Source organism: Flavobacterium flavigenum, from assembly GCF_027111255.2.
In the GTDB taxonomy this organism is placed as follows: Bacteria; Bacteroidota; Bacteroidia; order Flavobacteriales; family Flavobacteriaceae; genus Flavobacterium; species Flavobacterium flavigenum.
This window is the reverse complement of record NZ_CP114285.2, coordinates 1,026,267-1,039,601: the sequence shown is the minus strand read 5'-3', so window position 1 is coordinate 1,039,601 and position 13,335 is coordinate 1,026,267. Positions and strand designations below refer to the sequence as shown.

Genomic DNA, 13,335 nt, shown 5'->3' with positions numbered 1-13,335 from the left:
GTTGTAAATGGTATAGGTAACACTAGTTGCTTATACCATTACATAAAAATCTTAAATTCATATATAATACAAAAAATAAAAAAATGAAAAGTGCTTTAGAAATAAAACCTGATATCAGCTATAAAAGTGCAGGAAAATTTGAAGAAACAAGATTTGAAAAAATTCACAATGAAATCTTTAAAAGTTCAGCAGAAGCTTCTGTAATTGTAGCACAGGAAATCGCACAATTAATCAGATCAAAACAAGAAAAAAATAAAGCCTGTGTATTAGGTCTGGCAACAGGGTCTTCTCCTATAAAAGTGTACGAGGAATTGGTAAGAATGCATAGAGAAGAAGGATTAAGTTTTAGCAATGTAATCACTTTTAATCTGGATGAATATTATCCAATGACAAAGGAGAACAATCAAAGCTATCACTATTTCATGCATCAGCATCTTTTTAACCATATTGATATTGATCCTGACAATATTAATATTCCTGACGGTACCGTTGCAATTGAGGAATTAAATCAATATTGCATCGACTATGAAATGAATATTAAACAAGCCGGCGGACTTGATTTTCAATTATTGGGTATTGGACGTACAGGTCACGTAGGTTTCAATGAACCTGGATCACATATTAACTCCGGTACAAGAATAATTACACTGGATCACATTACAAGAGTAGATGCTTCATCTGACTTCAATGGAATCGATAACGTTCCGAAAAGAGCCATTACCATGGGAGTTTCGACTATTATGAGATCGAAAAGAATTGTACTTATGGCCTGGGGACAAAACAAAGCCGATATCATCAAAAGAACTATTCAGGGTGATATCAGTTCTGAAGTTCCGGCTACATTTTTGCAAAACCACTCTAATGCAACTTTCGTTTTAGATCAGTCAGCGGCTTCAGAATTAACGCGTTTCAAAACGCCCTGGTTAGTAGGAGAATGTATCTGGACACAGGAATTAAAAAGCAAAGCGATTGTTTGGTTATGCCAAAAAACAAAACAGTCCATTTTAAAATTAACAGACCGTGATTACAATAATAACGGAATGTCTGATCTTTTGGCGCAGGAAGGTTCTGCTTACGACTTGAATATTAACATGTTCAATGTATTGCAGCACACCATTACAGGATGGCCCGGTGGAAAACCTAATACAGATGATTCACATCGTCCGGAAAGAGCCAATCCTGCAAAAAAACGAGTGATTCTTTTTAGTCCGCATCCTGATGATGATGTGATTTCTATGGGAGGAACTTTTTCAAAATTAATTAAACAAGGGCATGATGTTCATGTAGTGTATCAAACCTCCGGAAATATTGCGGTTACAGATGATGAAGCACTAAAGTTTGCTGAAGTATGTAACGATTTTGTCGGCGATGCCGATGCTAAAATTAATTTCAAATCAGTAATTGAATTTTTGAACAACAAATCTGAAGATCAGGTAGATTCATTGGAAGTTCGAAAATTAAAAGGATTGATTCGCAGAAGGGAATCGTATGCAGCTACAAGATACATCGGACTAAAAGATGAAAATACACACTTTTTAGATCTTCCGTTTTATGAAACAGGGCAGGTAAAAAAGAACCCGTTAGGTCCTGAAGATATTGCTATCGTAAAAGATATTATTGCCAAAATAAAACCACATCAGGTTTTTGCCGCAGGTGATCTCGCTGATCCGCACGGGACGCATGAAGTTTGTCTGAATGCCATATTTGCCGCGATGAAAGAACTGAAACCTCAAAAGTACATGGATGACTGCTGGTTATGGCTGTACAGAGGAGCATGGCACGAATGGGATATTCACGAAATTGATATGGCAGTCCCGCTCTCTCCATCTGAAGTATTATTGAAGCGTCATGCGATTTTATACCACCAGTCTCAAAAAGACAGGGTAATGTTCCAGGGGAACGACTCCAGAGAGTTTTGGGTTAGGGCAGAAGACCGAAATAAAAATACAGCAATTCTATATGATGAATTAGGATTGGCTGAATATGAAGCTATTGAGGCTTTCAAACGTTTTGATTACTAAGATTATTTTTAGGATTTGATTGAATCAAATGACCAAATTCAGATTGATTTCATACTGATAGTGAGGATCAATAGAGAGATCATTCTGGATTTTATTTTATCTATTTATTAATGTTATCTCCGGATAATAACTTTTCAAGCGCCATAAAATGAAATATATATTAGTCCTACTATTAGCAGGTTTAACATCTAGTGCTCAGATTAAAAAAGAGCAGCTAAACCTTATGCCCTGGCCTCAAAATGTTGTTTTGAATGATGGCAATTTTGCTTTAAAAAAAGACTTTAAAGTAAATATTACCGGAAACCCAAATCCGAGAATATTTGGAGGCGTAACTCGTTTTTTACGTCGCTTAGATGGCAGAACAGGTCTCTTTTTCTCACAGGATTTTGTTACGAAACTAAACGAAGTTCCCACAGCAGAACTTCAGATAAACTGTACCAAAAGAGGAAAAATTGGTTTGTATGAAGATGAAAGCTACCATTTAGATATTAAAGAGAACAAAATTACAATAGAGGCAACCAGCGATTTAGGAGCTTTGCATGGTCTTGAAACGTTATTGCAGATGTTACAGAATACTAATAAATCATTTTATTTTCCGAACGCACAAATTTCAGATTTCCCAAGATTTACCTGGAGAGGTTTGATGATTGATGCTGCAAGACATTTTCAGCCCGTAGATGTAATTAAAAGAAATCTTGACGGACTGGCTGCTATGAAAATGAATGTTTTTCACTGGCATTTAGTAGATGATCAGGGCTGGAGAATCGAAATGAAAAAACATCCAAAACTAATTGAACTGGCTTCGGACGGAATGTATTACACACAGGAAGAAATTAAAAATATCGTAAAATATGCAGATGAACGCGGTATTTTGATAGTACCCGAAATAGATGTACCAGGGCACGGAACTGCAATATTGACGGCTTTTCCGGAAATAGGAAGTAAAGTGATTACACTAAAAGGCGGAACTTCAGAAAAAAATATTGAGGGAACAGCAATTGCGACTTATGGAGTAGAAAGAAATGCGGGGATTTTTACACCTACATTAGATCCTTCAAACCCTAAAACATATCAAATATTAAGCGAGATCTTTGATGAGGTCTGCCCATTGTTTCCCGGAGCTTATTTTCATATTGGAGGAGATGAAAATGAAGGGAAAGACTGGGATACCAATCCTAAGATTCAGGAATTTAAAAAGAAAAATAAGTTAGCAACAAACCACGAATTACAGACTTATTTCACCATGCAGCTGGTTCCGATGCTAAAAAAACACGGAAAACAATTAATGGGTTGGGAAGAAATTTTAACCAAAAACCTTTCAAAAGATGCAATCATTCATTCCTGGAGAGGGCCAAATGAAGGTGTTTTGCCAGGGCAGTCTTTAGTCGAAGCAGTAAAAAAAGGCTATAAAACAGTATTGTCAAACGGATATTATATCGATTTGATGTACCCAATTGAAAGTCATTATTTAACGGATCCAATGCCAAAAGGAGTTGATTTGACTACAGAAGAAAAGGCAAGAATCTTAGGTGGCGAAGCTCCAATGTGGACAGAATTAGCGACACCCGAAACAATAGATTCCAGAATTTGGCCAAGAACAGCAGCAATTGCCGAAAGACTTTGGTCAGCTGAAAACATTACTGATGTTGGCGATATGCGCAGACGTCTTGAAACCATTTCATTCCGATTAGAAGAATTGGGTCTGACGCACATTCGCAACAAAGAGGTGATTCTAAGAAATATTGCAAACAACCAAAATGTAAAATCGCTTAACGAATTTTCAAATGTTTGTGAACCCTTAAAAGGATATACACGAAATAAAAACGGAACAGAATATCAAATGTATTCTCCGTTTACACTTTTTGCAGATGCCTGCACGCCTGATGCAAAAGATGCTTTGGCTTTTGATGATACCGTAAAGCAGTATTTAGCAAACAAAACGCCAGAAAACAAAGCAAAAGTCGCTGCATTTTTCAACAAATGGATTGCCTTAGATAAAGAATTAAATGACTTAAGTGCCAACGCGCCATTAGTACAGCCAATTCTGCCGTTGGCTAAAAAGCTGAGCGATGCATCACAGGAATTGTTGCAGGTTTTAGATAATAAATCAACTTTAAAATCACAGGATTTAAAAACTTTGATTGAGCAATGCAATACAAAAGACCATGCCGATGTAGAGTTGGCAGTTTATACAAGTCTGAAAAAATTAATATAAAGTTTGAGTTAGTAAAGTAGTTTAAGTGAAGTTGTGTTAATTGGTAACAGATCTCTCTGCCGGCATGAATCCGGTGGAGATATTCTCCCGATTAATAAGTTGAATGTTTTAAAAGTAAGGAAATAAAAAATTAGGAAGGTTAAAATTGAGTTTGGTTATTTATTTTTTAATCTGATTTGTATTTCCACAATGTATCGATTTTAGGTAATTTGTTATTTGGTTTTTGCTTAGAGGAGAGCATTTAAACCTGGCAAGCAATTGTCAGGTTTTTTGTTTTAATGTAGTTAAGAATTGTAATTTTTAGGAGCTGATTCCTGCTCTCCGCTATATCTTTTATGCCGAACCCCGGCATAAAAGGATGTCGCTTCGATCAGGGCTAGGGCTTTACATTTCATAAGAATATTTGCAAAGTTTTAAATAATCTTGTCATTTCGACGAAGGAGAAATCATTGAGGGAGAGCAACGCACTGTTGTTGAGTTACTAATCTGATTGCTCCCAAAAGGTCGAAATGACAAAAATGAGATAAATTTATATTTACGACTTTAGATTTTTTTTTGAAATTAACTTCAATTGAAAAGCATAATAAAAAAATCTGCTCAACTCTGCACAATCTGCGGGAAACATTAATTTTGCGTACTTTTGAACCCTAAAATTATTCGATTATATTTCATGCAAAAATCAATCAGCTTTATAATAACATTTCTAATCTTTACTATTTCTTCAGCTCAAAGTAAACTGGGAAATCCCGAGGTTGATCCCATCCAAATTCAAAAGAATTTCACCGAATGGTCAGCCTATCAAAGCAAAAACATCATGCTTTCCAGAGATTTTACCGCCTTTGATCTTCTTTCAAAAAAAATATCAAAAGAAACATTTTTAAGCCAGTTAGTAAACGGAAACTTAATCCCAATCCGACTGAAATCAGCTGATTCTATTTATTATTACAAGCTTTTTAAAATACTCCCAAAATCAGATACCAGCATAAAAGCCACAATCAACCAGCAGGCTTTTGATGCGTTGCATAATTTTAAAATGGAAGGAACTCCTTTCCCAAATTTTTCATTTAAAGATTTAGAAGGAAATGTAGTTTCAAACGAAACCATGAAAGGAAAAATCATCGTAATCAAATGCTGGTACATTCATTGTGCGGCCTGTATCAAAGAATTTCCACAGGTCAATGCCTTAGTTTCAAAATACAAAGACCGAAAAGATATTGTTTTTGTAAGCCTTGCCGAAGATACGCCGGAGCAATTAAAAACGTTTTTAGGAAGAAAACCACTTTTATATTCTGTTATTCCCAACATGAAAGAATACATGAATACTACTTTACAGCTGAATGCTTTTCCAACGCATTTTATCCTCAATAAAGAAGGTTTAATTAAAAAAGTAGTTTCCAATTTTGAAAGTCTGGAGGTTGCTTTGGAGAAAGAAAGTAAGTTGTAAAAGGTTAGATGTTAGATGTGAAAAGTTAGATGTTTTTTTATTTTAAACTAAATAACATTTTCCTTTTACAGATTACATTTTACCGTTCACATTTCACATCTTACAATTCAAAAAGCATCTTTGTAACTTAGAACCTTTTTTAGTACTTTTGCACCAAATTAATTAAAAAGACATTCATGTTAACAGTCAATAATTTATCAGTACAATTTGGCAAACGAATTTTGTTTGACGAAGTAAATACTACATTCACTCACGGAAATATTTACGGCGTTATTGGAGCCAATGGTGCTGGAAAATCAACTTTTCTTAAAATCATTTCGGGCGATATGGACCCGACTTCGGGGCACATTCATTTAGAACCGGGAAAACGTATGTCGGTTTTAAATCAGAACCACAACATGTTCGACGAACATACTGTTTTAGAAACCGTTTTGATGGGAAATAAAGTTCTGTACGCTGTTAAAAAAGAAATGGATGAACTTTATTTAGATTATAATGATGCCAATGCAGACCGAATTGGAGAATTGCAAGTGCAGTTTGAAGAAATGAACGGATGGAATGCCGATTCTGATGCAGCTTCAATGTTATCTAACTTAGGAATCACAGAAACAGATCATTATACTTTAATGGCGGATATGGAAGGAAAAATGAAAGTTCGTGTGCTTTTAGCGCAGGCACTTTTCGGAAATCCGGATGTATTGATCATGGATGAGCCTACCAACGATCTGGATTTTGAGACAATCGCCTGGTTAGAAAACTTCCTTGCAAATTATGAAAATACTGTAATTGTAGTATCTCACGACCGTCACTTTTTAGATGCGGTTTGTACACATATTTCGGATATTGATTTCGGAAAAATCAATCACTATTCCGGAAACTATACGTTCTGGTACGAGTCCAGCCAATTAGCGGCAAAACAACGTGCGCAGCAAAACAAAAAAGCAGAAGAAAAGAAACAGGAATTAGAAGAATTTATTCGTCGTTTCAGCGCCAACGTTGCAAAATCAAAACAGGCAACTTCCCGTAAAAAAATGATTTCTAAATTGAATATTTCTGAAATTAAACCTTCAAGCCGTCGTTACCCAGCAATTATCTTCGATCAGGATCGTGAAGCGGGAGACCAGATTTTGAATGTAGAAAACTTATCTGCTTCTGTAGATGGAGAAGTTTTGTTTAAAGATGTGGATTTGAATATGGCAAAAGGCGACAAAATCGTGCTGTTCTCTAAAGATTCACGTGCAACAACAGCATTCTACGAAATCTTAAACGGAGAACAAAAAGCAGATTCAGGATCTTTCGACTGGGGAATTACAACCAATCAGGCCTATTTACCGGCTGAAAATCATAAATATTTTGAAAATGATTTGACTTTGGTAGACTGGTTACGCCAATACGCTAAAACGGAAGAAGAGCGCGATGAGGTTTTTATTAGAGGATTTTTAGGGAAAATGATTTTCTCTGGAGAAGAAGCTCTTAAAACAAGCCGTGTATTATCAGGAGGAGAAAAAGTACGTTGTATGTTATCCAGAATGATGATGGAACGCGCAAATATTTTGATGCTTGACGAACCAACAAACCACTTAGATTTGGAGTCGATTACGGCTTTCAACAACTCACTAAAAAACTTTAAAGGTTCTGTAATCTTTACAACGCATGATCACGAGTTTGCACAAACTGTAGGTAATAGAGTAGTAGAATTGACACCAAACGGAGTAATCGACCGTTACATGACATTTGACGAATATCTTGATGATGAAAAGATTCAGGAACAGAGAAAAAAGATGTATAATCTTTGAAAATCAACATTTTAATTTCGAAAGCTCGTGTTTTTTACAATACGAGCTTTTTTTATAACTAAATATAAAAAAAAGCATGAATAAAAAATACTTATTTTGTAGGATTTCAGAGTCTATTTTATACATTTGAGCCCAAATTAAAATAATAAATTACTGATGAAAATTTACTTAAAACTATGGTGTTCGATTCTATTTTGTGTATTATTTATAAGCTGTTCTTCGGATTCAGAATCTGAACCAGAGGTAGTGAAACCTCCAGTTCCGGAAGTTCCAAAACCAGTTCCAGTTATTGAATCAAAGATTACGTCTTACAGTAGTAATTATGGAAAACCAAATGATGAAATTACTATTACAGGTGAAAATTTTTCAGATAAGCCTGAAAATATTACTCTTTATTTTGATAATGTGCCTGCGAAAATCGTTTCTGCAACTCCAACTGAGATAAAATTTAAACTGCCGGCAACTGACAATGTAATTCCCCAACTCAAATTATCTATTGTAAATACAACGATAACAAATACAGTTAAGAATGCTTACAAGGGAAATATTGCGATTTTGAAAACAAATCCGGCAAGTTCATGGCTTGTTTCTAACAGTCCGACTACTAATTCTGATGTAATGGAAATTCAAATCTTGGACAATGGCGCGATTTATTACAATTTTGAAACATCTACTCAAATAACTGGAGGTACGATTTCGTATAATTATGTAAATAGATCATTAGATGATGGTAAAACTTGGGAAACATGGACAGAAACAGCTAATATATATTCAAGTGGAAATGTTTTTTTTGCAACAATTAATGATGAAGGTTGGTCAGTTTATGGTTCAAATAGGTTAAATAAAATTCCTGTTGGCGGAAATGACAGAAGCTTAATTACAAATAATCTTGGTGAGTTTGTACACATGTATACTAATGAAAGTTTAAATTCAGGTGTAGTAATTAATAGAAGGGGGAAAGTATATACTACTAGTGATGGGAACACGTTTTCAGATGTTTTTACTGCGAGTGCTGGAGGTAATGGATGGTTTTATGGTTCAGCATATTTAGATAGTGATCATATTTGGTGCTATGGTAATATTGCAGGTACTGTAGATAAAGTGTATGGATATAGGCCATACATTATTTATAAAAAAGGAGGTTCTGAAGCATGGAAAGAAAAATCCTTTTTAGATATGGGTAAAGATGTTGCAATTATGGATATGCAATTTTTTGAGGACAATTCGGGGTTATTACTAATGCAAACTCCAACTAATTCAAAGATTTTTAAATCAAATGATGGAGGAGATAATTGGAATGAGATTTACAAAGGAGAATCTTTTACTAAAATGACTTTTATTGATGTTAATAATGGTTGGGCAATCACAGGAAAGAATATCTATAAAACAACTGATGGAGGACTTTCCTGGAATTTAGACTTTACACATGAAGAAGATGTTCTGGGGATTGCAGCTAAAAATAAAATTATTTGGGCTTTCTCAAAAACAAAAATTATAAAACGTTATCTGTAATCCCTCATAGTCCGCCTGCCTTACCTCCCGAAGCTAACGGGCGAAAATGCAGAAAAAGTAAAAGTCATTAATACAAAAAAAATAATTTTGTAAATTAATGATTTACAAAACATTTACAAAACGTTAGTTAGAATTCAGAAATATTGTGTTTCTAATTAACAGATAAAGATGTAGAATATTTAATATTACAAGGCACAACAGCTAAGTTTTTTTTAAGTGAAATACCTTTTTGAGTTAAAAAACTATATTGTTATGTGTTTAGGAAATAAAGTGCCCGTTATGAAGAGAATAACGGGCATTTTTTATGTTTTACCTTTTGAAGACCTTGGCAAAGATCCAGATAATTATTGCGATTATAAAAACCACAATAAATATTCCGACTCCCATTCCGGCTTTAAAAATGTCTCCAACTAATTCACAGCTTGTAAATGAAAATAGTATAAACAATACCATTAACAATCTTGTAATTTTATTTTGCATGATTTTGAGTTTTTAAGTTCATGAATAAAATTACTCTAACAAACAGAAAATTAACTTATATAATTTTTTGAAAAAGTTTTAGGATTGTGATATTGCATTTTTATTAAATGCTTACAGGGCTGATTAAACCAAAATTATTTTTGAGACAAATTTTCCAATAATTCCTCCAGGCTTTTCAGCGTCATTGTAAATCCTTCTTTAAAGCCCATTTCAATCATTTGTTCCATTCGTTCAAGAGATTCGTTATAAATGGTAATAACGACTTTAGTGTTTTCGTTTTGGTCTATAAAATTCAAATCCCATTCAGAACCAGGCAGTTGAAGGTTTTCATCTTTGTCTGCAAAGGCATTTAATAGCTTAAAATTAGTTTTCGGACTTATAGCCGTATATTTTTGCACAGCCCAGTGCTCTTGGCCTTCCGGGCCTACCATGGCATAAAATCGTCTTCCGCCCACTTCAAAGTTCATTACTTTTGTTTTGGATTTCCATGGTTTTGGTGCCCACCATTGGTCGAGGATTTCCTGTTTTGTGTATGCATCCCAAACCAAAGGTAATTCTGCTGCAAATTCTTTTACAATTGTTACTGTTTTTGTGGCTTTGTCAACAGTAAAATCAAATAATAAATTCCCCATCTTTTCTATTTTTTAATTGTTGTTAATAATTCGTCGAGCTGATTGAATCTGGTTTGCCAGATTGCTCTGTATTGGCTCAGCCATTGGTCAATTTCTTTCATTTTTTCAATTTCAAGGGAGTAATAAATTTCTCTGCCCTTATGTTCTTGTTTTACTAATTCACATTCTGTTAAAATGCGAAGGTGTTTTGAGATAGCCTGTCTTGTAGTATTAAAATTTTCGGCAATGGCGTTGGGTGTCATCGCCTGCAAAGCAATCAAAGATATAATAGCCCGTCTTGTTGGATCAGCAATTGCCTGAAAAATGTCTCTTCTCATTTATTTTAATGTTAATTATGAAATTATTCGGTTGCAAATATATGCGCAACTTTTCGGTTTCGCAAAAATTTAAGTATTATTTTTTAGTGAGTTAAAAGAGGGAGAATTATTTTCTGGTTTCTATTATTCTAATTTCTAAAAATACAATTCCGCATATCACTATTATTTCTCCAATAAAATAAGCGATTCCTGACACTGAAATACTTTGGAAATAGTACAGTATGATTCCAAATGTCAAAACACAATAAAGAATATTAGCAGTACAGATAATTTTTAAAAACGTTTTCCAATTATTGTTTACTAAAAAATAGCAGGAAACAGAATAGATTGAAAATACCAGGGCTAAAGCAGCAAGAAATTCCAAAGTGTTTTTTGATAAACCAAAGAAGTCATTGAAAGTTCTGAGGACGAAAAAAATCAGCAGAGTAGTGAGTAAAGCGCCAAAGCCATCTAACAGAAATATGTTTTTAGGTTTTATGATTAGCTGTAGAATACTTTCTTTCATGCACATTTATTTTCTGATATAAAATGTTTATTGGCTAGGAACTTTATATTTTTGATAGTATCATTTGATAGTATCAAAATAGTTATTATGTGTGATTATTTACTCACTCTAAATATTTTTAATCATGAATAATTCCAGTCTGCACTTCTCCGGCTCGTTTGTAACTAACAGCAATTACACCGCTCGGCGTAACCGTACTTTCAATTAATGTAAATGCTGAAGGAACTGCGCCATCGCCAAACAATTTTTTTCCTTTACCCAAAAGGATAGGATAAACTAAGAGCCCAAGTTCATCAACCAAATCATGCTGAGGCAAAAGCTGAGCAAGTGTAGCGCTTCCTCAGACTTTTATATCGCCGCCGTCTGAAATTTTTGAGTTTTTTGATGTCTTCTATAGTCGAAAGGAATTCTGTGTTCTCCCAATCTGAGTTTTGTCTCGTTGTCGATAAAACATATTTTGAAACTTCATTAATTCCCGGCCAGCCATCTGCATGTTTAGGCCAATAGGCTTCAAAAATGTCAAATGTTTTTCTGCCCAACAAAATATCTGCAGGTTCCATTTGTTTTTGCATGACTTTACCATATTCTTCATCTCCAAAAGGCGCTACCCAGTCTCCATAGTTTGCGTAGATCTGAACGATCGGGATTAGACTTAATTTCAAATTAAACTTATTATTTATTATTTTTTGGTTATTGTATTTCTAAATAATAGCGGTAATTCAAACTTCATATCATCAATTGCTGAAGTGCTATTTGTTCGCTTTAAAAAACCAATATGAAGTAAGTATTCGCAAAAATGATATAATTCATTATCATCTTTTATATTTAATAATACTTTAACGTCTTTTGCTTTAAAAGAAAATCTATTACCAATTTTCTCTTTAAAAATCATTATTTTACTTTCAAATTCAGGATTTAGCTTTGCAAAATTTATATAAATTTCAGTTTTAAAATCGCTATATGCTTCTTCAAAAAAACCTTTTTTAAAAAGTTCAAAGCATTTTTGTTCATTTTGAATAATGGCAGTTTGGTCAAAATTTTCTATGTAATAATTGTTTGCAACAGAAAGTGTTTTCTGAAGGAAAATTAATATTAATCTAGGAATTGAGTTACCTGTGCCTAAATTAAAATTTTCTGAGAGATAATCAAAGATATCAACTTCAATTATTTTTCCTTCTTCATTTTTATAATCCACATATTTAGGAAAAATTGATAATATTATTTGTTTATTCAGGTTATCATTTAGATTCACTTTTCTAGGGAATTTTTGATTGTAATGAAGAGGATATAATTTTTTTATTATTTTTCTCCAAGCTCGAGTCCATATGTTAGGTGTGATATAATGATGGGTATCGATTGAAGTATCTATTTCTAAAGTTTCTTGATCTACAGAAATTTTAATAGTTTCTAATTTAAATAGACTAATGTAATTAGAACAAATTCTTTTGGCGATAAACTCTCTAATTTTTTCTGGAGTCCACTTTAAGTCTACTTTTTTTGAAATAACTTTATCATATCCAATTCCTTCGAATGATAATTGTTTAAATAAATCATCTCTTAAAAAAATTTTAATATCTATGTTTGAGTATTTACTATATTCTCTTTCTACGACAATCAGTGCTTCAAGCATTTCAAGTTGAGCTTGCTGAGAGGTTTTGCTAACAAATTCATCTAATCTGTCAATAATTAAAATTAAATTTAATTGTTTCTCTAGAAGGTATTTGTTAATTTCTTGCTTATAAAAGTCCAAGTCAATTTCTAATTTTTCGATTGAAATCTCTTTTTTGTTTTCATCTGCTACTATTGGTTCTGTTGTAAAATATAAGTCAGGCAAAATTAGAGTAGGAGTATCATAAAGTTTTATTCCAAATGTTTTTTTTGTTTTGATAAAATCATCGATACTATTATTATTGAAAACCTTTTTTGCTAAATTAATTCCTTTGGTTATTGATGGAGGAATTGTTATTCCATCTTTTTCTAATCTTTGCGTTATTTTGTGGAATATAAATAATTCCCAAACTACTTGATATTTAAAATTCTCATCTTCACTATTGGTGGAAATATAATTTAAAATTTTTCCTTTTATGTTTTTATACTGAAAATTATCTTCAATTGGAATGATTATATTTAAAAAACCATTTTTAGGATTAAATTTTAATTTTTCTTCCTTTATTAATCTGAATAATGCTGTTTTTCCAGTTCCCTTTTCTCCTAAAACTATGTTCTTAGATCCATTTATAAATTCTATGATAGCCGAAGTTTCACATACACTGGCAAATAATAATTCGTCATCATTTGCTTCGATATTTCCAAAATTAAAGCGTTGTAATTGTTTTATAGTAAATTCTCTAGGTAAATTTTCAATCATATTTATTATTGATATATTTTGGTTATTTCGTTATATAGTTATCTT

At 33.1% G+C, this 13,335-nt stretch carries 12 protein-coding genes; 5 read left to right on the top strand and 7 right to left on the bottom strand.

From position 1 onward, the window contains the following. Window positions 1-83 precede the first annotated feature (83 nt). The 5 genes from nagB (at window position 84) to OZP09_RS03835 (ending at window position 8,988) form a co-directional block, all read left to right on the top strand. On the top strand, window positions 84-2,021 hold the full coding sequence (gene nagB / locus OZP09_RS03855) for a glucosamine-6-phosphate deaminase (RefSeq protein ID WP_269236618.1): 1,938 nt from the start codon (window positions 84-86) through the stop codon (window positions 2,019-2,021). Window positions 2,022-2,169: 148 nt separating this feature from the next. Then, complete coding sequence (locus OZP09_RS03850; RefSeq protein WP_281310317.1) at window positions 2,170-4,236, top strand: beta-N-acetylhexosaminidase; 2,067 nt, start codon at window positions 2,170-2,172, stop codon at window positions 4,234-4,236. 670 nt (window positions 4,237-4,906) lie between these two features. Further along, window positions 4,907-5,680, top strand: a complete 774-nt coding sequence (locus tag OZP09_RS03845) for a TlpA family protein disulfide reductase (protein ID WP_269236615.1) — start codon at window positions 4,907-4,909, stop codon at window positions 5,678-5,680. 176 nt (window positions 5,681-5,856) lie between these two features. Next, entirely contained in the window at window positions 5,857-7,476 is a 1,620-nt protein-coding gene (locus OZP09_RS03840; RefSeq protein WP_281310316.1) for an ABC-F family ATP-binding cassette domain-containing protein, read from the top strand. A gap of 156 nt (window positions 7,477-7,632) precedes the next feature. Continuing rightward, window positions 7,633-8,988: an IPT/TIG domain-containing protein gene (locus OZP09_RS03835; protein ID WP_281310315.1), complete on the top strand. Its 1,356-nt coding sequence runs from the start codon at window positions 7,633-7,635 to the stop codon at window positions 8,986-8,988. Window positions 8,989-9,297: 309 nt separating this feature from the next. Here OZP09_RS03835 and OZP09_RS03830 read toward each other — a convergent pair whose 3' ends face one another. From OZP09_RS03830 to OZP09_RS03800, 7 genes are all read right to left on the bottom strand, one after another. Next, window positions 9,298-9,468, bottom strand: a complete 171-nt coding sequence (locus tag OZP09_RS03830) for a hypothetical protein (protein ID WP_269236613.1) — start codon at window positions 9,466-9,468, stop codon at window positions 9,298-9,300. A 134-nt stretch (window positions 9,469-9,602) separates the two neighbouring features. Then, the gene (locus OZP09_RS03825; RefSeq protein WP_269236612.1) at window positions 9,603-10,100 is read right to left on the bottom strand and encodes an SRPBCC family protein; all 498 of its coding nucleotides are present in this window, start codon (window positions 10,098-10,100) and stop codon (window positions 9,603-9,605) included. Between the two features lie 5 nt (window positions 10,101-10,105). Continuing rightward, window positions 10,106-10,417: an ArsR/SmtB family transcription factor gene (locus OZP09_RS03820; RefSeq protein ID WP_269236611.1), complete on the bottom strand. Its 312-nt coding sequence runs from the start codon at window positions 10,415-10,417 to the stop codon at window positions 10,106-10,108. Window positions 10,418-10,523: 106 nt separating this feature from the next. Further along, window positions 10,524-10,922 (bottom strand): hypothetical protein, encoded by a 399-nt coding sequence (locus OZP09_RS03815; RefSeq protein WP_269236610.1) that lies wholly within the window; start codon window positions 10,920-10,922, stop codon window positions 10,524-10,526. A 118-nt stretch (window positions 10,923-11,040) separates the two neighbouring features. Next, a complete protein-coding gene (locus OZP09_RS03810) occupies window positions 11,041-11,238 on the bottom strand; it encodes a dihydrofolate reductase family protein (RefSeq protein WP_281310314.1) in 198 nt (65 codons plus the stop codon). After that, complete coding sequence (locus OZP09_RS03805; protein ID WP_281310313.1) at window positions 11,225-11,584, bottom strand: dihydrofolate reductase family protein; 360 nt, start codon at window positions 11,582-11,584, stop codon at window positions 11,225-11,227. Before OZP09_RS03805 ends, OZP09_RS03810 begins: the two co-directional genes overlap by 14 nt. A 17-nt stretch (window positions 11,585-11,601) precedes the next feature. Then, window positions 11,602-13,290, bottom strand: a complete 1,689-nt coding sequence (locus OZP09_RS03800; protein ID WP_269236608.1) for a P-loop ATPase, Sll1717 family — start codon at window positions 13,288-13,290, stop codon at window positions 11,602-11,604. Window positions 13,291-13,335: the final 45 nt, after the last annotated feature.